21 protein-coding genes and 1 pseudogene are annotated in these 24,740 nt (G+C 70.7%); 16 read left to right on the top strand and 6 right to left on the bottom strand.

Annotated features, from left to right (window positions below; genetic code table 11):
- Positions 1-44: 44 nt before the first annotated feature.
- From IW249_RS33700 to polA, 8 genes are all read left to right on the top strand, one after another.
- Positions 45-668, top strand: a complete 624-nt coding sequence (locus IW249_RS33700; protein WP_130402813.1) for an ANTAR domain-containing response regulator — start codon at positions 45-47, stop codon at positions 666-668.
- 66 nt (positions 669-734) lie between these two features.
- Positions 735-1,922: a hypothetical protein gene (locus tag IW249_RS33695; RefSeq protein ID WP_196924466.1), complete on the top strand. Its 1,188-nt coding sequence runs from the start codon at positions 735-737 to the stop codon at positions 1,920-1,922.
- A 368-nt stretch (positions 1,923-2,290) separates the two neighbouring features.
- Positions 2,291-3,442, top strand: a complete 1,152-nt coding sequence (locus IW249_RS33690) for a branched-chain amino acid ABC transporter substrate-binding protein (RefSeq protein ID WP_196924464.1) — start codon at positions 2,291-2,293, stop codon at positions 3,440-3,442.
- Between the two features lie 66 nt (positions 3,443-3,508).
- A complete protein-coding gene (locus IW249_RS33685) occupies positions 3,509-4,492 on the top strand; it encodes a branched-chain amino acid ABC transporter permease (RefSeq protein ID WP_196924463.1) in 984 nt (327 codons plus the stop codon).
- On the top strand, positions 4,489-5,646 hold the full coding sequence (locus tag IW249_RS33680; protein WP_196924461.1) for a branched-chain amino acid ABC transporter permease: 1,158 nt from the start codon (positions 4,489-4,491) through the stop codon (positions 5,644-5,646). The genes IW249_RS33685 and IW249_RS33680 overlap by 4 nt, the downstream gene beginning before the upstream one ends.
- Positions 5,639-6,580 carry an ABC transporter ATP-binding protein gene (locus tag IW249_RS33675; protein ID WP_231392765.1) on the top strand — a complete coding sequence of 314 codons (942 nt, stop codon included), beginning with the start codon at positions 5,639-5,641 and terminating at the stop codon, positions 6,578-6,580. The genes IW249_RS33680 and IW249_RS33675 overlap by 8 nt, the downstream gene beginning before the upstream one ends.
- On the top strand, positions 6,567-7,280 hold the full coding sequence (locus IW249_RS33670; RefSeq protein WP_196924460.1) for an ABC transporter ATP-binding protein: 714 nt from the start codon (positions 6,567-6,569) through the stop codon (positions 7,278-7,280). Before IW249_RS33675 ends, IW249_RS33670 begins: the two co-directional genes overlap by 14 nt.
- A gap of 124 nt (positions 7,281-7,404) precedes the next feature.
- Positions 7,405-10,104 carry a DNA polymerase I gene (gene polA, locus IW249_RS33665; RefSeq protein ID WP_196924459.1) on the top strand — a complete coding sequence of 900 codons (2,700 nt, stop codon included), beginning with the start codon at positions 7,405-7,407 and terminating at the stop codon, positions 10,102-10,104.
- A 179-nt stretch (positions 10,105-10,283) separates the two neighbouring features.
- Here the strand turns inward: polA and IW249_RS33660 are convergent.
- From IW249_RS33660 to IW249_RS33645, 4 genes and pseudogenes are all read right to left on the bottom strand, one after another.
- Positions 10,284-10,628: pseudogene (locus IW249_RS33660) on the bottom strand (DUF3140 domain-containing protein); the annotation flags it as partial.
- Positions 10,615-10,833 carry a hypervirulence associated TUDOR domain-containing protein gene (locus tag IW249_RS33655; protein WP_196924457.1) on the bottom strand — a complete coding sequence of 73 codons (219 nt, stop codon included), beginning with the start codon at positions 10,831-10,833 and terminating at the stop codon, positions 10,615-10,617. The gene IW249_RS33655 and the pseudogene IW249_RS33660, both read right to left, overlap by 14 nt.
- 36 nt (positions 10,834-10,869) lie before the next feature.
- Positions 10,870-11,127, bottom strand: a complete 258-nt coding sequence (locus IW249_RS33650) for a Uma2 family endonuclease (protein WP_372433020.1) — start codon at positions 11,125-11,127, stop codon at positions 10,870-10,872.
- 59 nt (positions 11,128-11,186) lie between these two features.
- Positions 11,187-11,993 (bottom strand): class I SAM-dependent methyltransferase, encoded by an 807-nt coding sequence (locus IW249_RS33645; RefSeq protein WP_196924456.1) that lies wholly within the window; start codon positions 11,991-11,993, stop codon positions 11,187-11,189.
- A gap of 474 nt (positions 11,994-12,467) precedes the next feature.
- On the opposite strand from IW249_RS33645, the gene rpsA reads away from it, so the two are divergent.
- The gene (gene rpsA / locus IW249_RS33640) at positions 12,468-13,979 is read left to right on the top strand and encodes a 30S ribosomal protein S1 (protein WP_091407939.1); all 1,512 of its coding nucleotides are present in this window, start codon (positions 12,468-12,470) and stop codon (positions 13,977-13,979) included.
- Between the two features lie 585 nt (positions 13,980-14,564).
- Positions 14,565-15,746 carry a dephospho-CoA kinase gene (gene coaE, locus IW249_RS33635; RefSeq protein ID WP_196924455.1) on the top strand — a complete coding sequence of 394 codons (1,182 nt, stop codon included), beginning with the start codon at positions 14,565-14,567 and terminating at the stop codon, positions 15,744-15,746.
- A gap of 2 nt (positions 15,747-15,748) precedes the next feature.
- Here the strand turns inward: coaE and IW249_RS33630 are convergent, their stop codons facing one another.
- Positions 15,749-17,716 (bottom strand): hypothetical protein, encoded by a 1,968-nt coding sequence (locus tag IW249_RS33630; protein ID WP_196924454.1) that lies wholly within the window; start codon positions 17,714-17,716, stop codon positions 15,749-15,751.
- 206 nt (positions 17,717-17,922) lie between these two features.
- On the opposite strand from IW249_RS33630, the gene uvrB reads away from it, so the two are divergent.
- From uvrB to IW249_RS33610, 4 genes are all read left to right on the top strand, one after another.
- Positions 17,923-20,031, top strand: coding sequence for an excinuclease ABC subunit UvrB (uvrB, locus tag IW249_RS33625; RefSeq protein ID WP_196924453.1), 2,109 nt, complete (start codon positions 17,923-17,925; stop codon positions 20,029-20,031).
- 82 nt (positions 20,032-20,113) lie between these two features.
- On the top strand, positions 20,114-20,923 hold the full coding sequence (locus tag IW249_RS33620; RefSeq protein WP_307788845.1) for an AraC family transcriptional regulator: 810 nt from the start codon (positions 20,114-20,116) through the stop codon (positions 20,921-20,923).
- Between the two features lie 90 nt (positions 20,924-21,013).
- Positions 21,014-21,382 carry a VOC family protein gene (locus IW249_RS33615; RefSeq protein WP_196924452.1) on the top strand — a complete coding sequence of 123 codons (369 nt, stop codon included), beginning with the start codon at positions 21,014-21,016 and terminating at the stop codon, positions 21,380-21,382.
- A 196-nt stretch (positions 21,383-21,578) separates the two neighbouring features.
- Positions 21,579-22,436, top strand: a complete 858-nt coding sequence (locus IW249_RS33610) for a helix-turn-helix domain-containing protein (protein ID WP_196924451.1) — start codon at positions 21,579-21,581, stop codon at positions 22,434-22,436.
- A 121-nt stretch (positions 22,437-22,557) separates the two neighbouring features.
- On the opposite strand, the gene IW249_RS33605 is transcribed toward IW249_RS33610, so the two are convergent.
- Positions 22,558-22,851 carry an antibiotic biosynthesis monooxygenase family protein gene (locus IW249_RS33605; protein ID WP_196924450.1) on the bottom strand — a complete coding sequence of 98 codons (294 nt, stop codon included), beginning with the start codon at positions 22,849-22,851 and terminating at the stop codon, positions 22,558-22,560.
- An 83-nt stretch (positions 22,852-22,934) separates the two neighbouring features.
- Here IW249_RS33605 and pnuC point away from each other — a divergent pair, with 83 nt between their 5' ends.
- A complete protein-coding gene (gene pnuC, locus IW249_RS33600) occupies positions 22,935-23,591 on the top strand; it encodes a nicotinamide riboside transporter PnuC (protein WP_196924449.1) in 657 nt (218 codons plus the stop codon).
- Positions 23,588-24,706 (top strand): AAA family ATPase, encoded by a 1,119-nt coding sequence (locus tag IW249_RS33595; RefSeq protein ID WP_307788793.1) that lies wholly within the window; start codon positions 23,588-23,590, stop codon positions 24,704-24,706. The genes pnuC and IW249_RS33595 overlap by 4 nt, the downstream gene beginning before the upstream one ends.
- The last annotated feature ends 34 nt before the right edge of the window (positions 24,707-24,740 follow it).

The raw sequence follows: 24,740 nt of genomic DNA, 5'->3' as shown, positions 1-24,740 counted from the left end.
CCGGCTGGGCGGGTGTTGGGTTCCGACTGGTGGGGGTAGGGCTGGTGGCTGAGATGCCGACGGATGCCGAGCGCAGGCGCGTACTGATCGCCGAGGACGAGGCGCTGATCCGGCTGGACCTCGCCGAGATGCTTGTCGAAGAGGGTTACGAGGTGGTGGGGGAGGCCGGTGACGGCGAGACAGCCGTGCGCCTCGCCGAGGAGTTGAAGCCCGATCTCGTCATCCTCGACATCAAGATGCCGATCATGGACGGGCTGGCCGCCGCCGAGCGCATCGCCGGTGCCCGGATCGCCCCGGTGATCATTCTGACCGCGTTCAGCCAGCGTGACCTTGTGGAGCGGGCGCGGGCGGCGGGCGCGATGGCGTACCTGGTGAAGCCTTTCCAGAAGAGCGACCTGGTCCCGGCGGTGGAGATCGCGTTGTCGCGCTACTCGGAGGTCGCGGCGCTGGAGGCGGAGGTCGCGAGCCTGACCGACCGCCTGGAGATCCGTAAGTCGGTGGAGCGCGCCAAGGGCGCGCTGATGACCACGTACGGGATGACCGAGCCGCAGGCGTTCAAGTGGATCCAGCGCACGGCGATGGATCACCGGATGACCATGAAAGAGGTCGCCGAGCGGATCCTCGCGGAGACCGCCGGCGGCGAGGTGTCGCAGCAGCCGACGGTCTGAGCGCTCCTGGTGACAACGGGCTGCGCGGGGCCACCGTGCGCGGGGTGTGGTGGTTAGCATCGACGGGTGTCCGTCCGACGGGTGATCGCGGTGTTCGGCCTCTTCGTGCTGCTGCTTGCCGGGTGCGACGGGCCGGCCGCGCCGAGCGACGCGGGGTCGACGACCGCCGCCGCGCCACCGCTGCGGCCGGGTTGGCAGCCGCTGACGTTGCCGGCGCCGCCGGGTGGCCCGGGCCGTCCGCTGGTGCGGGACGCGGCGTCGTGCGCGGGTCGGTGGTTCGTGGTCGGTGGCGTCCTGGACGCCGAGGGCGGCACCCGTCCGGCGGCCTGGACCAGCGTGGACGGTACGACGTGGACGGTGTTGCCGGTGCGTCCGGATTCCTTCTACGGACGGCAGAACGTGTTCCTGTCGGCGGCCTGCCGCGATGGTCGGGTGGCGTTGATCGGCGCGAAGGTCGGTGGTGCGCACGGTTATCCGCGGGTGAGCACGTGGCGGCAGGTGGCCGATGGCGCGCTTGTCGAGGTGCAGGCGTCGTTCGAGACGTATGGCGGGCCGACGGCGGTGAACGTGTCCCGGCTGGCGGCCGGTCCACAGGGTTGGTTGATAGTCGGTAACCGGTCGGCGGGTGCCGCGTCCTGGGTGGGTTCGCCGGACGCGGCGGAGTTCGCGCTGGTCGAGGGGGCGCCGGAGCTTGCCAGTGACGCGGTGGGGGTGACCTGGGCGTTCGACGCGGTGGCGACGTCGTCGGGGTGGCTGACGGTGGGTGGTCTGTTGCCGGCTGGCCGGATCGACCGGGACCCGGCAGCGTGGTCGTCGCCGGACGGGCGGTCGTGGCGGCGCACGGTGTTGCCGGGCGGGTCGGAGTACGAGGAGATGCAGCGGGTGGTGCTGGCCGACGGCGTGCCGGTGGCGGTCGGGCTGCGTGGGGGGACGTTCGGCGCGTGGCGGCAGGAGACGTCGGGTTGGCTGGCTGTCGGGGCGTTCGGGCGGCGGGCTGGGGCCGGGGTGCCGGGGGTGGGGTCGCTGGTGTCGTCCGGGGGCAGTCTGTTCGCCGCGGTGATGGATGGGGCGCGGCATTCGGTGTGGGTGTCGACCGATCGGGGTGGGTCGTGGCGGGAGGCGACGATGCCACTCGATGTGCCGGCGGGTGTTGATCGGGATGTGACGCTGGTGGCGGTGGGTGACCGGTGGTGGTTGGCGGCGGACGACGGCACGCGCGCCGGGTTGTGGTGGGCGGCCGGCCCGGGCGCCTGAACGTCGACGGTGCTGTGGCGCTGCACCCCCGGTGTGTGACCCGCGCGGGCGTTTCCGCAGGTCAGTCGGCATTTTGTCAGGGTGCAGGCGGTCCGGGTTGGTGCGGGCGGACTTCGACCGGGCGTGGATTTAAGGACCGTCTGGCGGATTCACCTGTTACGGACATCGACATGATTGCCCACGTCTTCGTAACGGTTTCGCAGACCCAGCCTTCAGGCCTTCCGGGACGGTATGTCGTGTCGGTACGCTCCGCCATCACGAGCCGTAACGCAGGGGGAGTCCCTGCGGGGTGGGTGGAATTGCGGGTTTGCTGCTGTCGCCGTCTCTTCGGGTCAGTCGCGTCCGCATCTCGAGGAGGTCAGGAAGCCGTGAGGCGAAGCTATGTACGGGCGCTGGGCACCGTGGCGCTCGCCGCGACCCTGGTGGTTGCGGCTGGTTGCCAGGATTCCGGTGGCGGCGACGGTGGGACCGCGTCGGGTGACTGCGGTGGCAAGATTGCGATCTTCGGCGCGTTCACGGGTGACAACGCGGGTCTGGTGATCCCGTCGCTGAACGGCGCGAAGCTGGCCGTGAAGCAGTTCAACGCGGCGAACCCGAACTGCAAGGTCACCATGCAGGAGTTCGACACCCAGGGTGACCCTGCGGTGGCGACCCCGTTCGCGAACCAGATCGCGGGGGACAATTCGTTCCTCGGTGTCATCGGTGGTCACTTCTCCGGTGAGTCGGACGCGACGATGCCGATCTACCAGGCTGCCGGCCTGGCGATGGTCAGCCCGTCGGCGACCCGCACGGACCTGACCCAGAAGGGCAACACGTCCTTCTACCGGGTCGTCGGTCACGACGGCACGCAGGCCGGTGCCGTGGCCAGCTACATGAAGACCCAGAACGCGAAGAAGGTCTTCATGATCGATGACGCCAGCGCGTACGGCGCGGGCATCACCGAGGAGCTGGGCAAGCAGCTCGGCCCGCTGGTCGTGAACAAGGACAAGATCCAGGAGCGGCAGGCGCAGTTCGACGCCACCATCTCCAAGATCAAGTCCGCGCAGGCCGACTTCGTCTTCTACGGCGGTTACACCCGTGAGGCCGCTCCGCTGGTGAAGCAGATGCGTGCCGCTGGTGTCCAGGCCAAGTTCGTCGGCCCGGACGGTCTCTACGACACCGCGTTCCCGAAGGGTGCCTCCGGCGGCGCCGAGGGTGCCATCATCACCTGCCCGTGCCTCCCGGCCGACAAGGCCGGCGGCACCTTCTCCGCCGACTTCCAGAAGGAGTACGGCATCCCGCCGGGCTCCTACGGCGCTGAGGGCTTCGACGGCGCGACGATCTACCTGGACGCCTTCAAGGCTGGCAAGAAGAGCCGCGCGGACATCCTGGCGTTCGTGAAGTCGTACGACAAGCAGGGTGTGTCGAAGTACATCAAGTTCGACTCCAAGGGCGACGTCGACCCGTCGAAGGTCGTCATCTGGGCGTACCAGATCAAGGGCGAGGCTATCGAGGCGCTGCAGGAGCTCAAGCTCAGCTGACGCCCACGAAATGGAGTGCGGCCGGGGTGTTTCACCCCGGCCGCACTCGATTCAAGGAGACCCCCGGTGCATTTCGATGAACTGATCGGTCATCTCGGCCAGCACACGGTCGATGGCCTTTCCAAGGGCGCCATCTACGCCCTGATCGCCCTTGGCTACACACTCGTCTATGGCGTCCTTCGTCTGATCAACTTCGCACACTCCGAGGTCTTCATGGTCGGCACCTTCTCGGTGCTGATCCTGTGGAACCAGCTCGGTGTGAAAAATAACCCCCCCATCGGCCAGGCGATCCTGTTCCTGGTGCTCGGCCTCATCGTCGCGGCGGTCGCCTCGGGCGGTACGGCGCTGGCGCTCGAGCGGGTCGCGTACCGGCCGCTGCGGCGCAAGAACGCTCCGCCGCTGATCTTCCTGATCACCGCGATCGGTCTGTCGCTGGTCTTCGTGGAGCTCTTCGGGCAGGTGCTGCCCAAGCTGCTCGGTGGCGCGCTGCCGGATGTGTTCGGCCGGCCCCGGCAGATCGTCGGCATGCCGACGATCATCCAGCAGGAGACCCTGTTCACCATCGGCAACACCGCGATCACGAACATTCAAGTGATCGTCTTCGTCGCGGCCGTGGTGATGATGGCGCTGCTGGACTGGTTCATCAACCGCACCCGGTACGGCCGGGGTGTGCGGGCGGTGGCCCAGAACCCGGAGACCGCTGCGCTGATGGGTGTCAACCAGGAGCGCGTGATCATGCTGATCTTCGTGCTCGGTGGCATCATGGCCGGCGCCGCCGCGCTGTTGTGGAGCATGCGGTTCGGCTTCACCCAGAACAGCATCGGCTTCGTGCTCGGCCTGAAGGCGTTCACCGCCGCCGTGCTCGGTGGCATCGGCAACCTGCGCGGTGCGCTGCTGGGTGGTCTCTTCCTCGGCATCGTCGAGGTCTACGGCGCCACGCTTTTCGCCTCCAACTGGGAGGACGTCATCGCCTTCGTGGTGCTGATCGTGGTGCTGATGTTCCGGCCCACCGGCCTGTTGGGTGAGTCGCTCGGGAGGGCCCGCGCATGATCGACAAGATTCGCTCCGCAGACCGCCGTCGGGTCGGCATGCTGACCTCCATCGGCGACCGCTGGCGGGCGCTGACGAAGTGGCAGCAGGCCCTCGGGCTCGCCGCCTTCGTGGCGATCCTCTACTACCTTCCACTGCTTGGCGTTCCGGGCCTGACCTGGTTGCGTACCGACTCGATCGAGGGCGGTAACAACTGGGCGGGTGTGCTCTTCGTCTGTGCCATCTACGTGCTGGTCGCCATCGGCCTGAACGTGGTGGTGGGTCTCGCCGGCCTGCTCGACCTGGGCTACATCGGCTTCTTCGCCATCGGGGCGTACAGCGTGGCGCTGTTCGGCTCGGTGAACTCGCCGGTGGTGAAGTGGATCCAGCAGGAGTTCAACCTGCCGCCGACCTGGGCGGTGACCTGGGCGATCTGCCTGTTCATCGCGATCGTGCTGACGATGATCTCCGGGGTGCTGCTGGGCTGGCCGACGCTGCGGCTGCGCGGTGACTACCTGGCCATCGTGACACTGGGCTTCGGCGAGATCATCCGCATCGTGGCCCGTAACGCCACCGGCCTGACCAACGGCCCGGTCGGCATCTCGGCCATCCCCGGTCCCGAGGGTGCGCCGTCGCCGGACAACAAGGTCTTCGGTCTGATCGACGCGAAGCCCTGGTACTGGCTGGCGATCACGTTCGTACTGATCATGGTGTTCCTGGTCCGTCGGCTGGAGCACAGCCGGGTCGGCCGGGCGTGGTTGGCAGTGCGGGAGGACGAGGACGCCGCAGCGGTGATGGGCGTGTACCCGTTCAAGTTCAAGCTCTGGGCGTTCGCCATCGGTGCGGCGCTCGGTGGCCTGTCGGGCTTCCTCTTCGGCAGCCGGAACGCGTTCATCGACCCGACCCAGTTCAACGCGAACCTGTCCATCCTGTTCGTGGCCATGGTGGTGGTCGGTGGCTCCGGCAACATGATCGGAGTCTCGCTCGGCGCGGTGCTGCTGGCGTACCTGCCGGAGCGGTTCCGCGACTTCGCCGACTACCGGTGGTTGGTCTTCGGTCTGGCCATGGTGCTGGTGATGATCCTGCGTCCGCAGGGCCTGGTCCCGAGCCGGCGGCGTGCCCGCGAGTTGAAGGACCGCGCGGCAGAGGCAGAGGAGGCGCCCGCTCATGTCTGACCAGTCCACCAGCACCACCACGCCGAAGATCCCGACGCAGGCGGGTCCCCGGACGGTACTGCTCGAAGTCGACGACGTCACGCTCCGCTTCGGCGGTGTGGTCGCCCTCGACAAGATCAATTTCCAGATCTACGAGGGCGAGATCCTCGGCCTCATCGGGCCGAACGGTGCCGGCAAGACCACCAGCTTCAACGTGATGACCGGGGTCTACAAGCCGACCTCCGGCGCGGTCCGGTTCCGCGGCCAGAAGGTGACCGGTCGCAAGCCGCACCAGATCAGCCAGCTGGGCATCTCCCGGACGTTCCAGAACATCCGGCTCTTCCCGGAGATGACGGCGCTCGAGAACGTCATGGTCGGGACGGACTCCCGGCACAAGACGAGCGTGCCCGGTGCGCTGTTCCGGCTCTACCGGGTGCGGCCCAAGCCGGAGGAGCTGCCGCAGGTCACCGCCGCGTCCGGGATCGTCCGGACCTGGCAGCAGGTGCGCCTGTCGGCCGCCAAGATCTTCGGCCTGTCCCGGCACATCCTGGAGGAGCGGGCGGCCGAGAGCAAGGCGCTCGAGCTGCTCCGCTTCGTCGGGATCGCCGACCGGGCCAACGACGAGGCGCGCAACCTGCCGTACGGCTACCAGCGTCGGTTGGAGATCGCCCGCGCGTTGGCCACCGAGCCGAAGCTGATCTGCCTGGACGAGCCGGCCGCCGGCTTCAACCCGGCGGAGAAGGAGGAGCTCCTCACCCTGATCCGCAAGATCCGTGACATGGGCCTGACCGTCCTGCTCATCGAGCACGACATGCGCCTGGTCATGGGAGTCACCGACCGGATCGTGGTGCTGGAGTTCGGCCGCAAGATCGCCGAGGGTGCGCCCGCGGAGGTCAGCCGCGATCCGAAGGTGATCGCCGCGTACCTGGGGGAGCCCGCCGATGACGCTGCTTGAGCTGGAGAACGTCGCCGTCGCGTACGGCCGGATCGAGGCGCTGCACGGGATCAGCCTCACCGTCAACGAGGGTGAGGTGGTGGCCCTGATCGGCGCGAACGGCGCCGGTAAGACCACCACCATGCGGGCCATCTCCGGGACCCGGTCACTGGCCGAAGGCAAGATCACGTTCAACGGCGAGGACATCAGCAAGCTCCGGGCCGACCTGCGGGTGGTCCGGGGGCTGTGTCAGTCGCCCGAGGGACGGCAGATCTTCCCGGGTATGACGGTCATGGAGAACCTGGACATGGGGGCGTACACCCGGCGGGATTCCGCCGGCATCGCCTCCGACCTGGAGCGGGTGCTGACCCTCTTCCCGCGGCTGGCCGAGCGGCGCAAGCAGGCCGGTGGCACCCTCTCCGGCGGCGAGCAGCAGATGCTCGCGGTCGGTCGGGCGCTGATGAGCCGACCGAAGCTGCTGCTGCTCGACGAGCCGTCGATGGGCCTGGCCCCGCTGGTGATCCGGCAGATCTTCGACATCATCACCGAGATCAACCAGCAGGGCACGACGATCCTGCTGGTGGAGCAGAACGCCCAGCAGGCGCTGTCGCGGGCACACCGCGGCTACGTGCTGGAGACCGGTCAGATCGTGAAGGAGGGGTCCGGTCAGGACCTGCTGCACGATCCGTCGGTCAAGGAGGCGTACCTCGGCGTGGCCTGAGCCACCCGAATCGGCGGCCGGTCATCCCCTCGCGGGGGTGGCCGGCCGTCGGCGTTCGGCTCGGCGTCGCGGCACCCCGTGCCGAGGGCCAGGGATGTCGGTGCGACGGACTAGAGTCGCTGCCGTGACAGCTACGACACCGCGCCTGCTTCTCGTCGACGGACATTCCATGGCATACCGGGCTTTCTTTGCCCTGCCTGTGGAAAACTTCTCCACCACGACGGGTCAGCCGACCAACGCGGTGTACGGCTTCACCTCAATGCTGATCAACGTGCTCCGCGACGAGCAGCCCACCCACATCGTGGTGGCCTTCGACGTCTCCCGCCACTCCTTCCGCACCGACAAGTACGCGGAGTACAAGGCCGGCCGCAGCGAGACCCCGACCGACTTCAAGGGCCAGGTGAGCCTGGTCAAGGAGGTCCTGGCCGCGCTGCAGATCCCGGTGGTGGAGAAAGAGGGCTTCGAGGCCGACGACGTGATCGCCACGCTCGCCTCCCAGGCCCGCGACCAGGGCATGTCGGTGCTGATCAGCAGCGGCGACCGCGACGCGTTCCAGCTGGTCGACGACCAGATCACCGTCCTCTACCCGCGCAAGGGCGTCTCCGACCTGGCCCGGATGGACCCGGCGGCGATCGAGGCGAAGTACGGCGTCCCGCCCCAGCAGTACCGGGACCTCGCCGCACTGGTCGGCGAGACCAGTGACAACCTGCCCGGCATCCCGGGCGTCGGCCCGAAGACCGCCGCCAAGTGGATCACCACGTACGGCGGGGTGGAGGGCGTGATCGCCCGGGCCGACGAGATCAAGGGCAAGGCCGGCGACAGCCTGCGGGAGCGGCTCGCCGACGTGATCCGCAACTACGAGATCAACTGCCTCGTCTCCGACCTGGAGCTGCCGCTGCGCCCGGAGGACACCCGCTGGACGGGGTGGGACCGGGAGGCCGTGCACCAGGTCTTCGACACCCTGGAGTTCCGCATCCTGCGCGACCGTCTCTACCAGTACCTGGAGGCGGTTGAGCCGGAGGCCGAGTCCGGCTTCGACCTCACCGGCGAGGTGCTCACCGAGCCCGGCGCGCTGGCCGGCTGGCTGACCACGCACGTCCCGACCGGCACCCCGGTCGGGTTGGCGGTCAAGCTCGACACCGGCCCCAACCGCCGGCACACCGCCTCGATCACCGGTCTCGCGCTGGCCACCGCCGGCGGCGCGGCGGCCTGGGTCGACCCGGCGCAGCTCGACCCGACCGACGAGAGCGCCCTGGCCAGCTGGTTGGCCGACGAGCAGCGCCCCAAGGTGCTGCACGACAGCAAACCGGCCGTGCTGGCCTGCGCCGCGCACGGCTGGCAGCTCGCCGGCATCGTCCGCGACACCCAGATCGCCGCCTACCTGGCCCGCCCCGACCAGCGGTCCTACGACCTCACCGACCTGGCGCTGCGCTACCTGCACCGGGAGTTGCGGGTCGACGTCCCGGAGTCCGGCCAGCTCACCCTCGACGGCCTCGGCGACGAGGGGGTGGTCGAGCAGAACCTGATGCTCCAGGCCCGGGCCACCCTCGACCTGGCCGACGCGATCGACGCCGAACTGTCCCGCGACGGCGAGCAGTCCGCCCGGCTGATGGCCGGCGTGGAGCTGCCGTTGATGCGGGTGCTGGCCACCATGGAGAGCACCGGCATCGCCGCCGACACCCACTATCTGTCCGAGCTGGAGGCCCACTTCGCCGCCGAGGTGAAGGCCGCCGCGCAGGGCGCGTACGAGGCGGTGGGCCGGGAGTTCAACCTCGGCTCGCCCAAGCAGTTGCAGGAGATCCTCTTCACCGAGCTGGGTCTGCCGAAGACCAAGAAGATCAAGACGGGTTACACCACCGACGCCGACGCCCTGCAGTGGCTCTACGCGCAGCAGCCGCACCCGGTGCTGGCCCACCTGCTGCGCCACCGGGACGTGGCCAAGCTCAAGTCGACGGTCGACGGGCTGCTCAAGTCGGTCTCCGACGACGGCCGGATCCACACCACGTTCAACCAGACGGTGGCCGCCACCGGCCGGCTCTCCTCCACCGAGCCCAACCTGCAGAACATCCCGATCCGCACCGAGGAGGGTCGTCGGATCCGGCGGGCCTTCGTGGTGGGGGAGGGCTACGAGAGTCTGCTCACCGCCGACTACAGCCAGATCGAGATGCGCATCATGGCGCACCTCAGCTCGGACGACGCGCTGATCGACGCGTTCAACTCCGGCGCCGACTTCCACGCCGCCACCGCCTCGTCGGTCTTCGGGGTGCCGCTCGACGAGGTCACCCCCGACCAGCGCCGCAAGATCAAGGCCATGAACTACGGCCTGGCGTACGGGCTCAGCGCCTTCGGCCTGTCCCAACAGCTCAGCATCAGCACCGAAGAGGCGCGCGGGCTGATGGAGAACTACTTCGCCGGCTTCGGCGGGGTGCGCGACTACCTCCAGCAGGTGGTCGCCCGGGCCCGCCAGGACGGCTACACCTCCACCATCCTGGGTCGACGCCGCTACCTGCCCGACCTGGTCAGCGACAACCGGCAACGCCGCGACATCGCCGAGCGGATGGCGCTCAACGCCCCCATCCAGGGCTCCGCCGCCGACATCATCAAGGTGGCGATGCTGCACGTCGACACCGCGCTCGGCGAGGCCGGGCTGCGTTCACGGATGCTGTTGCAGGTGCACGACGAGCTGGTCTTCGAGGTCGCTCCGGGTGAGCGGGAGGCGTTGGAGGCGCTGGTCCGGCGGGAGATGGGCGGGGCGTACCCGCTGTCGGTGCCGCTGGAGGTGTCCGTCGGTCTGGGCCGGGACTGGAACAGCGCTGATCACTGATCGTTTCTTGGTTGCGGTGGGGGGTTTCGGGGCAGCCCGACCCACTCCGGGCGGTCAGGCTTGATCCCTGCGTGGGTCGGGCTGCCCCGAAACCCTGACCGGGTTGCCCTGGTCGCGACCGTTGGCGTTGGCGTTGTGGATCAGGGCCGTCGCCCTTGGTCTGATCTGTGGTGTGGTTATTTCAGGGGGTCGTGGCCCCAGTTCATGAGGGACCAGCGCCACTTGGTGTCCCGGACGTCGCCCGAGGGGCGCTGCGCCATGTGCCGGCGTACGTAGCCGACCACCTTGCGCATGTGCTTGTAGTCGCCCTCGGACAGGTCGCCGCGCTTACGACGGAGCAGATTGATGATCTTCCGACCGGACTCGTGCCCGACCGACTCGCCACCACCGGCCTGACCGCCCTTGTGCCAGCCGACCTGCTTCGACTCGTCGGTCTCCAACCACGTGGACAGCTCACCGGGCTTCATGTTCACCGCTTCGGTGAACTCCCGGTAGGTGTCCCGGCCGTCGTCACTTCTGCTCATGACGCAACGCCTCGGGGCGGTGGGCCACGTCGCGGCCCGTGCCGTCACTGCGGACCCGGTACTGCGGGTCGTCGGGGGCCGCGTTCACGGCCCGCCCGCGGATCCGCGTCCGCTCGGTGATCGTCCCCCGCACCACGCCGTACGCGCGGCTGCCGTGGGCCGACCAGGAGACCTGGTCGCCCTTGCGGAATCTCTGTTCGGCCATGGTCGTCGGCTACCCGAGGCGGCCAGGGCGAAACGACTACGGGGTGATCTCGGCGACCGGCAGCTTGATGTCGAACGGCTCGGTCAGCTCGATCACGTCGGCGCCGTCGGCGACCAGCTCGTACTGCCGCTCACCGCCCGGCCCCACCCGGTCGCCGATCCGGTACGCGTACACGTGCACCGGGTCCTGCTCGATGCGCCAGTAGAATTGGATGCCGGCGGCGGCGTACTCGCCCGGCTTCGCGAACCGGTCGATCCGTCGCGTGCCGGGCGAGACGATCTCCACCGCGAGCACGACGTCGTGTGGTCGTAGCGAGGACCGGTCGGACAGCCGTCGCACTGTGCGTGCGGCGCTCAGGCGGCGGGCTTCTCGGTGACGAAGATGGCGGTGCCGGGAAAGAGCCGGCCCCGCAGCGGGCTCCACTGCCCCCAGATCCCCTCGTGTCCCTCCGGCCACTCCGGTTCCACCAGGTCCAGCAGCCGGAAGCCGGTGCCGACCAGTTCGCGGATCCGGTCGCCGAGGGTGCGGTGCTGCTCGACGTAGGTGGCCACGCCGGTCTCGTCCTGCTCCACGTAGGGGGAGCGGTCGAAGTACGAGTGCACGGCCGTCAGGCCGCCCTCACCGGGGTCGTCGAGGAAGATCCACCGCATCGGGTGGGTCACCGAGAACACCCACCGGCCGCCAGGGCGCAGCACCCGGTGCACTTCGGCGAGCAGTGCCGCCGAGTCGTCCACGAACGGGATCGCGCCGAACGCGGTGCAGGCGACGTCGAACGACCGGTCGGCGAACGGCAGGGCGAGCGCGTCGGCCTGCACCAGCGGCACGCGTACCCCGGTGCGGTCGGCGGCCTTGGCGGCGTGCCGCAACATGCCGGCGGACAGGTCGAAGGCGACCGGCCGGGCGCCCTGGGTGGCGAGCCAGCGGGCGGCGGCCGCGGCGCCGGCGCCCACCTCCAGCACCCGTCGCCCCGACACGTCGCCGAGCAGCCGGGCGTCGGCCTCGCGCAGGCCCTCGGGGCACCACACGAAGTCCACGTCGCCGAGGAACGCGCCGTGTTCGGCCTGGTAGTCGTCGGCGTCGGTGTCCCACCAGCCGCGGTTGGCGCGCCGGGCCTCGGCGTCACCCACCCGGCGCCGGGTAACCCGGCTGTCGTCATCCACGCGCTCACGCTAGGCCCCACCAACCCCGGTGGGTACGGCGACGCGTCCACGATCTGCCCGACTCCTCGCGCGGGGGCCTTGATCGTCTCGTCTTCGGTGAAGTTCGCGGTGTCCGGGCGGGCCGGACACGCCGGACACGCCGGGGACACCGGGTCGAGCAAGCGTGGCGCGCGGGGCTGCTGTGACGCAGGAGACAGCAGGGGTCATTTCCGGGCGATTGTTCGGCTTTCGCAGGTCATCGCACGAAGAGAACCCGGGAGGGCTTGCACGCTGTGGTAATGCGCACGGTAGGCTAGACGATGCGCTCGCGGATCGCGTTGCCTCGGCAGGGAGCAGGTGCGCGGTCGACGGAGCCACATCATGATCTCACTAGGCGATCGTTCGGTGTGCCCGGCGACGGATCCGCTGGCGCGAACAGGTCACTGCGACACACCAGCCTGCTGTGACAACCCACCGACCGGAGCAACCGCCCACATGACGAGCAGCATCGAGGCCCCCTCGAGCGCCACCCGGGTCACCCACGACGATCTCGGTTCCGAGGAGGCATTCCTCGCCGCGATCGACGAGACCATCAAGTACTTCAACGACGGCGACATTGTCGAAGGCACCGTCGTCAAGGTCGATCGGGACGAGGTCCTGCTCGACATCGGCTACAAGACCGAGGGTGTCATCCCCTCTCGGGAGTTGTCGATCAAGCACGACGTGGACCCCGCCGAGGTTGTGACGGTTGGCGACCACATCGAGGCCCTGGTCCTCCAGAAGGAGGACAAGGAGGGTCGTCTGATCCTCTCCAAGAAGCGGGCACAGTACGAGCGGGCCTGGGGCACGATCGAGAAGATCAAGGACGAGGACGGCGTCGTCCGCGGTTCGGTCATCGAGGTGGTCAAGGGCGGCCTCATCCTCGACATCGGGCTGCGCGGCTTCCTGCCCGCGTCCCTGGTCGAGATGCGTCGTGTGCGCGACCTGCAGCCGTACGTCGGGCGGGAGCTCGAAGCCAAGATCATCGAGCTGGACAAGAACCGCAACAACGTGGTCCTGTCCCGCCGGGCCTGGCTGGAGCAGACGCAGTCCGAGGTGCGCACCGAGTTCCTCAACAAGCTGCAGAAGGGCCAGGTCCGCAAGGGCGTCGTGTCCTCGATCGTCAACTTCGGCGCCTTCGTGGACCTGGGCGGCGTCGACGGTCTGGTGCACGTCTCCGAGCTGTCCTGGAAGCACATCGACCACCCGTCCGAGGTCGTCGAGGTGGGCCAGGAGGTCGAGGTCGAGGTCCTGGACGTCGACCTGGACCGCGAGCGGGTCTCGCTGTCGCTGAAGGCGACCCAGGAAGACCCGTGGCGGCAGTTCGCCCGCACCCACGCGATCCAGCAGATCGTGCCGGGTAAGGTCACCAAGCTGGTGCCGTTCGGTGCGTTCGTGCGCGTGGACGACGGCATCGAGGGCCTGGTCCACATCTCCGAGCTGGCCGAGCGCCACGTGGAGATCCCGGAGCAGGTCGTCCAGGTCGGCTCCGAGGTCATGGTCAAGGTCATCGACATCGACCTGGAGCGTCGCCGGATCTCGCTGTCGCTCAAGCAGGCCAACGAGGGCTTCGTCGAGGGCGAGGAGCACTTCGACCCGACCCTCTACGGCATGGCCGCGACGTACGACACCGAGGGCAACTACATCTACCCCGAGGGCTTCGACCCGGAGACGGGCGAGTGGCTCGAGGGGTACGACAAGCAGCGCGAGACCTGGGAGAACCAGTACGCCGAGGCTCGTCTGCGCTGGGAGGCCCACACCAAGCAGGTGCAGACCTCTCGGGCCGCCGACGCCGAGGCTGCCGCCAACCCGACTCCGGCCGTTCCGGCCGCTGCCGGTGGCGGTGGCGGTGGCACCACCTCCTCGTCCAGCCCGGCCCCGAGCCGGCAGGCCGAGGAGCCGGCCGGCACGCTGGCCACCGACGAGGCGCTCGCCGCACTGCGGGAGAAGCTCGCCGGCGGTAAGTGACCCGCTGAACGACGACGGGCCCCGTCCCCGCGATCTCCGGATCGCTGGGGGCGGGGCCCTCGCCGTACCCGCCGTGCCCCGCGCGAGCTGCGGGCGGGGAGTTGCCCGGGCGAGTTGCGGCCTCGGGTGCCCCAGGCGAGTTGTGGGCGCGGCGCTCCCGCGGGCCGGGGCGCCGCCGTGGGCGCGGCATGCGCGGCTGACGCCGACCGCCCAAGATCGCGCTCGATCCATGATGGAGGGGCCTCCCGGGCACCGAACACCACTACATCCTGGTTCGAGCGCGATCTTGGCGGCCCGTGGGCGCCCGAACCCTGGTCCCGGTCTGTCGGGGGGCGGCGTTCGTCGTCAAGATCCGCGCAATATCGGGGATGTTGCTGTCTCCTGCTTGTCGGAGGCAGCAATATCGGGGAAGTTGTGGAGATCTTGGCGCGGGGCGCGGGGCGCCGGGCGCCGGGCGCCCGGCGCGGGGCGCGGGGCGCGGGGAGCCGGGACGGGCGCGGTCGCGGCTTGGGGCGGGGTGGTTGGGAGGTCGCCGGGCCGTGCGTGGGTTTGGCGGCGGGCTTGTTGATCCGGTTGACTGTTCGGGTGCTGAGAGTGGGGTTGACCGGCGGGATCGGGTCGGGCAAGAGCGCGGTGGCCGCGCGGCTCGTCGAGCGGGGCGCGGTGCTCATCGACGCCGACCGGGTGGCCCGGGAGGTCGTGGCGCCGGGTACGGACGGGTTGGCCGAGATCGTGGCCGCCTTCTCCGACGCGGTGGTGGACGCCGATGGCGCGCTGGACCGTGCCGCCCTGGGAGCGGTGGTGTTCGCCGACGAGAGCGCCCGGCGTCGGCTGGAGGCGATCACCCACCCCCGGGTGCGGGCCCGTACCGCCGAGCTGGCCGCGGCGGCGGCACCTGACGCGATCGTCGTCAACGACGTACCGCTGCTGGTCGAGGTGGGTCTCGCGCCGACGTACCACCTGGTGGTCGTGGTGCAGACGGCCGTGTCGACCCGACTGGAGCGGCTGGCGCGCGACCGGGGGATGGGTCGCGCGGAGGCCGAGCGGAGGATCGCCGCCCAGGCCGACGACGCCCGCCGCCGGGCGGCGGCGGACGTGGTGCTGACCAACGACGGGAGTCTGACGGCGCTGCACGACGCCGTCGACCTGCTCTGGAAGCAGCGGCTGGTGCCCTATGAGGACAACCTGCGCCAGCGGCGGGTGGTTCCACCGGCTCCGGCCGAGCTGGCGGGGGCCGACGCGAGTTGGCCGGAGCAGTACGCGCGGCTGGCCGCCCGGATCCAGCACGCGCTGGGTTCGGATGCCCTACGGATCGATCACATCGGTTCGACGGCGGTGCCCGGTCTGGCCGCCCAGAACGTCATCGACGTGCAGGTGGCGGTCTCCAGCCTCGCCGACGCCGACGGGCCGTTGGCCGATCGGCTGGCGAACGCCGGGTTCCCGCGGGTGCCGGGGCAGTGGTGGGACGACCCGCGTCCGGCCGGCCGGGGCCGGTGGGAGAAGCGGCTGCATGGCAGCGCGGACCCGGCCCGCTCGGTTCGTCTGCACGTGCGGCTGGCGGATTCGCCGGGCTGGCGGTACGCGCTGCTGATGCGCGACCACCTGCGTGCCGACCCGGATCAGCGGGCCGCCTACCTGATGTTCAAGCGGGACCTGGTCGACGCGGCGCCGGAGGTCGGCGATTCCGGCACGGCCCGGAACCCGTGGTTCGACGAGGAGTACCTGCGGGCCGAGCAGTGGGCCGCGCAGACCGGCTGGCGCCCCTGAGGTCAGCGGGCACCGGGCCGAGGGGCCGAAGACCGAGGGGCTGATGGTCGAGGGGCGGCAGGCCGGGGGTTGGCGGCCAGTCGCGGTACGACGGCAGGGCGGAGATCCAGGTGGGCCCACGCACCGGCGTCGGTCCGCAACTCGAGCCGGCGGAGCGACCCGTCGCGGTCGATCCAGTAGCGCAGCCGCGCGTCCGCCGGACCCGACTCGATGATGTCCACGGTCCGTCCGGCGGCGACGTCCTCGCGTACCCGCACGGCGGTGCCGCGGTGCCCGACGGATCCGGCGGTCACGGCGGCGTCGACCAGCACGCTCAGGGCGTCCCGGCCGGGTCGGGAGACCCGCCACGCCACGGCCGGGGGCGGCAACGGCGGCCGGGCCGGCGCCTCAGCGGTGCCGCCGCCGGCACTGGCCGCCGGCAGGTCCGCCCGGGCCAGACCGGCGGCGTCGCGTCGCAGCAGCGTCCGGCGATCGGGTACGCCCAGGTCGGCGACCGCGAGGTACGCGCTACGGGCGGTCCAGCTCAGCCAGCCGGCGCCCCGCAGGTTCGTGGTCGTGCCCATCGGCGCGGTCAGCGTCAGCGTGGCGCCACCCTGGGCGCGGAGTCGGGCTGGCAGCCGGTCGAGCCGACGTTGCTCGGCGTCGGTCAGCGCGCGGGGCAGACCGGGTCGGCCGCCGAGTGCGTCCACCGGACGTAGTGTCGGCCGGTCGGCCCGGTTGAAGATCATCGTGACCGGGCCGGCGCCGGGCAGCCGGGTCACCAGCTTGTGCAGCCGGGCGTCCTGGTCCAGCCAGTACCGGGTCTGTCCGTCCGGGGCGGGCGTCGCGGCGCCGGGGGTACCGATCGCGGTGCTGGCGGCCGGCAAGCCGCGAGCCAGCGGTGCCTGTATGACGTCCAGTGCTCCGGCCGGCACGGTCTCCCGGGCGATCCAGCGTGCTCCGCTTGACGGCGCCGTCCGGGTCGTGGTGTCCGGGCGGTCGGCGGCGAGGTCGAGGAGCAGGTCGAGCACCGGTGCCAGTTGCGCCCTGGGTGCCAGTCGGTGCAGCCGCCACCGGTCCTCCGGGGCTACCAGTGGTGGCGCGGCGGGAGTGGGTACCGCCGCCGGATCGGGCCGGATCACCAGCACCGGGCCGCTCTTCTGCAACAGCCCGCGTTCGGCACCCGCGCCCGGCCCGCCAACGTCGAGGTAGAGCAGCGACCGGGACCAGTCCACCCAGCCCACCAGCTCGATGCGGGTGGCGCCAGTGCCGGCCGTGACGCGTACACCGGCGCGCAGGTCCCGCAGGTTGGTGACCCGCACGGCGGCCAGCCGCTCGCTCTCCGCCACTGTCAGCGGCCGGGCCGGCTCGGGTGGGTCGGGCGCCCAGCTCAACAGCCCGAGCACCAGGGCCGTCGCGGAGGTCACCGCCGTCAGACCGAGCAACAGCAGCACCGTACGCCGACGACGGCCGGCCGAGGTCGGGCCGGTGGTGTCGGCGGCGCCGGTGGTGTCGGCGGTGTCCGGGGTGTCGTCGCGGCGGGCGGTGTCACGGTTCTCCGCGAGGCTCCGCGCGGCGGCGGCCCGGCGCGTGTCGTCGGTCTTGCGGCCGACGGTGGCTCGGCGCGCCCCGCCGGCGGACCGGCCGGTCGTGGACCTGCTCTTGGTGTCGTTGGTCCGGCTCGCCGTGGACCTGCTCTTGGCGTCGTTGGTCCGGCCGGCCACCGAGGCGCCACCGGCCGAGCCGGTGTGGTGCCGCCCGCTGCCGCTGGCCGGGCCGCTGCCACCACTGGTTGGGCCACTGCCCCCGCCGGCCGGGCCGTTGCCGGTGCTTCCGGCCTCCGGTCGGGGTGTGGCGGTGCGGGCGGTGTCGGGCGCCGGGGTCGGAGAGGTGTCCACGGAGGTGAAACGGGCGGGGACGCGCCGGGGTGACGAGCAGGGGCGCTCGCGGCGGCCGGTCTGCGCCTCGAGCGCGACCACACGGGTGCGCACGCCGGACGAGCCGGGTGCTGCGACCGCAGTGCCGGGGGTGACCGGCCGTGATGTTGGCCTGGCCACCGGCCCGGTCGGCCGCCGCGAGCGGCCTACATGAAGAGGGTAGTCCCGGTGACATGGGCCACACAATGGGAATATTGAAGCTGATCACGTACCTGCCGTGACGGCCGTTCCTGTCGGACCTCCGGCGTACCGTTGACGGCATGGCGCTTGACATTCCCCGGCTGGACAGCCGCTTCCAGGTCGTCAGTGAGTTTCAGCCGGCCGGCGACCAACCGGCAGCCATCGACGAACTTGAGCGCCGGGTTCGGCGTGGCGACCGCAACACAGTGCTGCTCGGCGCGACCGGCACCGGCAAGAGCGCCACCACGGCGTGGCTGATCGAGCGGCTGCAACGCCCCACCCTGGTGCTCGCCCCGAACAAGACGCTCTGTGCGCAGTTGGCCAAGGAGTTCAGCGAGCTGCTGCCGCACAACGCTGTCGAATACTTCGTGTCGTACTACGACTACTACCAGCCCGAGGCGTACATCCCGCAGACCGACACCTACATCGAGAAGGACTCCTCGATCAACGAGGAGGTGGAGCGGCTGCGGCACTCGGCGACGATGTCGCTGCTCACCCGCCGCGACGTGATCGTGGTGGCGACCGTCTCGGCGATCTACGGTCTGGGCACCCCGGAGGAATACCTCAACCGGGCGGTGAAGGCACAGGTCGGGCAGGAGCTCGACCGTGACCAGTTGCTGCGCCGGCTGGTCGACATCCAGTACACCCGCAACGACATGGCCTTCCAGCGCGGCACCTTCCGCGTCCGCGGCGACACCCTGGAGATCATCCCGGCGTACGAGGAGCTGGCGATCCGCATCGAGCTCTTCGGTGACGAGGTGGAGAAGCTCTACTACCTCAACCCGTTGACCGGTGACGTGGTCCGCGAGGTCGACCAGCTGGTGATCTTCCCGGCCACCCACTACGCGGCGGGTCCGGAGCGGATGGAGCGGGCGATCCGCGACATCGAGGTGGAGCTTGCCGAGCGCCTCGCCGAGCTGGAGCGGCAGGGCAAGCTGCTGGAGGCGCAGCGGCTGCGGATGCGCACCACCTACGACATCGAGATGATGCGGCAGGTGGGCTTCTGCTCCGGCATCGAGAACTACTCGATGCACATGGACGGGCGGCTGCCCGGCAGCCCGCCGCACGCCCTGCTCGACTACTTCCCCGACGACTTCCTCACAGTGGTCGACGAGTCGCACGTGACCATCCCGCAGATCGGCGGCATGTACGAGGGCGACGCGTCGCGCAAGCGGATGCTCATCGACCACGGCTTCCGGCTGCCCAGCGCGGCCGACAACCGGCCGTTGCGCTTCGACGAGTTCCTGGAGCGGGTGGGCCAGATGGTCTTCCTCTCCGCGACCCCCGGCACGTGGGAGATGGAGCAGGCCCAGGGCGAGTTCGTCGAGCAGGTGATCCGACCCACCGGTCTGGTCGACCCGGAGGTCGTGATCAAGCCGACCAAGGGCCAGATCGACGACCTGATGCACGAGATCAAGCTGCGGACCGACCGGGACGAGCGGGTGCTGGTCACCACGCTGACCAAGAAGATGGCCGAGGACCTGTCCGACTACCTCCTGGAGAACGGCATCCGGGTGCGCTACCTGCACTCGGAGGTCGACACGTTGCGCCGGGTGGAGCTGCTGCGCGAGCTGCGCAAGGGTGACTACGACGTGCTCGTCGGCATCAACCTGCTCCGCGAGGGTCTGGACCTGCCCGAGGTGTCGCTGGTGGCGATTCTCGACGCCGACAAGGAGGGCTTCCTCCGCAGCGGCCGGTCGCTGATCCAGACCATCGGGCGGGCCGCCCGTAACGTCTCCGGTCAGGTGCACATGTACGCCGACAAGATCACCCCGTCGATGGCGGCGGCGATCGACGAGACCGATCGGCGTCGGGCCAAGCAGATCGCGCACAACGAGGCGCACGGCATCAGCCCGGAGCCGCTGCGCAAGAAGATCCACGACATCCTGGACGACATCTACCGCGAGGCGGAGGACACCGAGAATTCCCGGGTCGGGGGCGCGGTGCGTCAGCTCTCCCGGGGCAAGGCGCCGGTCAAGGAGACCCGCAGCCGGAGCCGGTCCGCCGCCGGCACCACCTCGCGGGAGGGGATGGCCCGCGCCGACCTCGCCCAGCTCATCCAGGAGCTCAACGACCAGATGTTGGCCGCCGCCCGCGAGCTGCAGTTCGAGTTGGCGGCCCGGATCCGCGACGAGGTCTCCGACCTGAAGAAGGAGCTGCGCGGCATGGACGCCGCCGGGGTGAAGTGACAGCCACCCGGTCGGCCACGCCCAGCGCTCCGCTGGGGTCCGGCCGACCGGGTCACGCGAAGGGCGGGCACTGTTGACGACGGTGGTGCCGATCGGCGAGATGGTCCTCGGTCTGCCCGATGCCAGCCTGCGTCCATTCGTCGACAGATACGTGGGCTATCGGGAACGGGCGGACGTGCCACTGGTCCGTCGGGAGTCGGCGGGCGTCTTCGTGGTGCTGATCCTGGGTTGGGGCGCTCCGCTGGACGTGACCGACCCGCGCAGCGCGGAGCGCGGTGTCACAGCTGTCGACTCGTTCGTGGCCGGCACCTTCGACAGTTGGTGCACCACGCGCACCGTGGGTGTGGGGGAGGGCGTCGAGTTGCTGCTCGCCCCGCTGACCGCCCGTCGGCTCCTCGGCCTGCCACTGAGCGAGCTGACCAATCGGGCCGTCGGCGTCGGGCAACTCCCGGGCCGTTGGCTGGATCGGCTGCGCGGCCGGCTCGCCGAGGCCCCCGGCTGGCCGGAGCGGTTCGCCCTGCTCGACAGGGTGCTCACCGCCCGGCTGGCGGCGTCCCCGCCGGTGGACCCGCGGCTCGACTGGGCGTGGCGGTGGCTCGTCGCCGATGCTGGGCGGGGGAGCGTCGGGGTGCTCGCCGACGAGTTGGGCTGGAGCCGCCGGCACCTCGCGTCCCGGTTCCGGCAGGAGGTCGGGCTGCCGCCCAAGATGGCCGCCCGGCTGCTGCGTTTCCAGCAGGCCCACGCGGCGTCGACCCAGGTCGGCGCGACCGGGCGGGCCGTCGACTGGGCCGCCGTGGCGGCGGGCTGCGGCTACTACGACCAGTCCCACCTGATCCGGGACTTCCACCAGTTCGCGGGGGCGACCCCGGCCGCGCTGCTCGCCGCCCGCTGACGCCGGCCGGCTGACCGCAGCCGCGTCGGCGACCAGCGGAGGTCACATTCGTCCAATCCGGATCGGCGCCGCCGGCAGCAGAATCGGGTCATGCGAACCATCTATCCGATCTTCCGTTATCCCGATCCCCGCGCCGCGATCGACTGGCTCGGCGCCGCCTTCGGTTTCCAGGTGCATGCCGTGCACGAGGCGCCGGACGGCACTGTGGCGCACGCCGAACTGGTCCTCGACACCGGCATGATCATGCTCGGTGGACGAGCCGACGCCCGGCCCCGGCCGGCCGACGACGACTGGTCGGTCTACGTGGCCGTGCCGGACGTCGACGCGCACTGCGCCCAGGCCCGCGCGGCCGGCGCCGAGATCACCCGCGAGCCGTTCGACACCGACTACGGCTCCCGTGACTACGCCGCCCGCGATCTGGCCGGCAACGTGTGGTCCTTCGGCACCTACCGACCCTGAGCCCCCGCCGCACCGGCGGGACGCACGGCCCGCCGGGATCGGACCTCGCCGGCCGTAACCGCTGCTGACCTGTGGAAACGGTACGTGTGGGCCGGCCCGGCCGGTCAGCGGCACCGAATGCCCTGATTGCGGTGTGCGAGCGCGCTATTGCACTGGGTGATCGTCCTGCGTAGTCTCCCTCGGTGGGGAGGCCGGGATGCCGCTGCCAACAAGTCCTGTTATTCGACGTGCACGTCTCGGCGCAGAACTGCGCCAACTCCGTCGGCGCGAGTCGCTGACCCTGGAGCAGGTCTGCGACCGGTTGGGCTGGGCCTCGACGTCGAAGCTGTCCCGCATCGAGCTGGGCCAGAGTCGCCCGGACCTCGCCGACGTGCTCGATCTGCTGGACGTCTACAAGGTTTCCACGCCCGCCCGGGAGGCGCTGATCGTCATCGCCCGGGACGCGGCGACCAGTCGGGGCTGGTGGAAGACGCTGGGCGAGATGAGCGAACGGCAGCGCACCTACGCCGAGTTGGAGGCCGGCGCCGCCGACATCGTGGAGTACCAGCCGTCGGTGGTGCCGGGGCTGCTCCAGACGCCCGCGTACGCCCGGGTGCTGGTGGCGGCCGGCGCCCAGCTCACGCCGGAGGTCGATGTGGAGGCCGAGGTGCGCGCTCGGGCCTTGCGGCAGGAGGTGCTGCGGCGGGCCTATCCGCCGCGCTACACGGCGGTGCTCGCCGAGGCCGTCTGCGACCCCGGTGACCTGCCGGTGGAGATCTGGCGCGAACAGCTGCGGCATCTGGTCGCCGTGACCGGCCTGTCCCACGTCACGGTGCGGCTGTTGCCCCGCGGGGCGGCCGGTGGCGGGCTGCACCCGCTCACACCGTATTCCTGCTACGCCTTTCCCGACCCGGCGGACCCGCGGACGGTGATGCTCGAGGCGTTGACCACCGACGTCCGGTTGGCCACAGTGCTCGACGTCGACCGCTACGAACGGATGACCGCGGCGCTGCTGGCCGCGGCGCTGTCACCGGAAGAGACGGTCACCGTGCTGGCCCGCCGCGTCGGCGAGTAACGGCTTCGGGTGTCGACGGTGCGGCGCCGCGCGGCCACCGGGCCCGGCGCCCCCGAGCCCGTCGGGACCGGCGGCCGGCGCGTGCGCCCGGCACGATAACCCTGGGGTACGACAGCTCGGCTCAGGCCGGTACGTCGAGGAAGTGTTCCACCACGGGCGGTCCCGCGAAGTGGGGCCCGATCAGCGCCCGCCACTGCTCGAACCGTTCGGTGGCCCGGAAGTTCTCCTCGTGCGCCTCGACCGAGTCCCATTCGACGAGCAGCACGAAACGGGTCGGTGACTCGATTCCTCGGGTCATCCGCACGGACCGGCAGCCGGTCGCCCCGGCGAGCACCGGGTGACCCTCGGCGTACGCCTTGGCGAACGCGTCCTCGTGTCCGGGAAGTACATCGATCAGCGCGACCTCAAGCACCATGTCGGACAGCCTCCCACGGTGGCCGGGGCCGGTGGTGTCGCGGGGGTCTGTTCCGGCGCCGGCTCCGCACCTAGGGTGGCCTCGTGATCATCGACTGGCTCACCGGCACCGCGTTTCGGGTGGCCGGTACGGGCACCACCTGGGCGGAGCTGCTGGGGTTTGCGACCGGTGTGCTCAACGTGTGGCTGGTGGCCCGGCAGAAGATCGCCAACTGGCCGATCGGCATCGCCAACGTGCTGCTGCTCATGGTGCTGTTCTGGACCGCCGGGCTGTACGCCGACGCGGGGCTCCAGGTCGTCTACGTCGCGCTCGGCTGCTACGGCTGGTGGCACTGGCTGTTCGGTGGCGAGCGGCGTAGCCGGCTCACTGTGAGCCGGACGGGGCGGCGGGAGTGGCTGGTGCTGGCCGCCGCCGGGGTGCTGCTCACCGGCGCGCTCTGGGTGCTGCTGGACCGGGGCACCGACTCGACGGTGCCGCTGCCCGACGCGTTGACAACGGCGCTGTCCCTGCTGGCCACGTACGGGCAGACCCGCAAGCGGGTGGAGAGTTGGTGGCTCTGGATCGCCGCCGATCTGATCTACATCCCGTTGTACGCGTACAAGGGACTGCACCTGACCGCAGTCCTCTACCTGGTCTTCCTCGCCCTGTGCGTACTCGGGTTGCGGGCCTGGCGGGCCGACCTGCGTCGGGCCGACCGGCCGAGCGCGGTCCCGCCCGGCCCGGCGCCGGTCACCGCGTGAACGCCGAGACGTCCGGCCCTGCTCCGGTGCCTCGCGGGCCGGCCCGCTCGGCGGAGTTCGGGCACGGGATGGTGGTGGGAAAGTTCTATCCGCCGCACGCCGGGCACCACGCGCTGATCGGGGCCGCCGCCGCCCGCTGCGCCGAGGTGACGGTCGTCGTGGCGCCCTCACGTCGGGAGTCCATTCCGCTCCCGCTGCGCCTCGGCTGGTTGCGGGAGGTGCACGCGGACACACCGTGGGTCCGTTTCGTCGGCCGGTACGACGATCACCCGGTGGACTACGCCGATCCGGCGGTCTGGGACGCGCACTGCGCGGTGTTCCGTGCCGCGGTCGGGTCGAGGCCGGTGGACGCGGTCTTCTCCTCTGAGGCGTACGGGGCCGAATTGGCGCGCCGCTTCGACGCCGTACCCGTGTCGGTGGATCCGGACCGGCGGACGGTGCCGGTGTCCGGGACGGCCGTGCGCGCGGACCCGGCAGCTCACTGGCGGTGGCTGAGCCCGCCGGTGCGGGCGTGGTTCGTCCGGCGGGTGGTGGTGGTCGGGGCCGAGTCGACCGGGACCACGACGATGGCGGCGGCCCTCGCGGGGCACTACGGCACGTCCTGGGTGCCGGAGTACGGCCGGGAGTTGACCGCTCGCAAACTGGCAGGGTTGCGCGAACGCACACCGGAGGCGACCGTCTTCGACGTCACCTGGGACCGGGACGACTTCCGCGCCGTGGTCCGCGAGCAGCAGGCGGCCGAGGACGCGGCGGCCCGGACGAGCGGGCCGCTGCTGGTCTGCGACACCGACGCGCGGGCGACGGCGGTGTGGGAGGAGCGCTACCTGGGCAGCGCATCGGAGGAGGTGCGGGCGGCGGCCCGCCGGCCGGCGCTGTACCTGTTGACCGATCACCGGGGGGTTCCGTTCACCGATGACGGGCTGCGCGACGGTGAGCACCTGCGGGCGTGGATGACCGAGCGGTTCCGCGCCGAGCTGGCGGGGTGCGGGGTGCCTGTGGTGGAGCTGACCGGGTCGCACGCCGAGCGGTTGGCCCGGGCGGTGCGGGCCTGCGACGACCTGCTCGCCGCCGGCTGGTCGCTCGCCGACCCGATCGCCGCACCCGACCTGCACTAGCCTCCTAGGAAGCCCTAGGCGAGGTGTGCCAGGC

Origin of the sequence: Micromonospora vinacea (assembly GCF_015751785.1) — a bacterium.
Lineage (GTDB): Bacteria > Actinomycetota > Actinomycetes > Mycobacteriales > Micromonosporaceae > Micromonospora > Micromonospora vinacea.
Note: the sequence above shows the minus strand (reverse complement) of the source record. Positions and strands in the feature narration are given on the sequence as shown.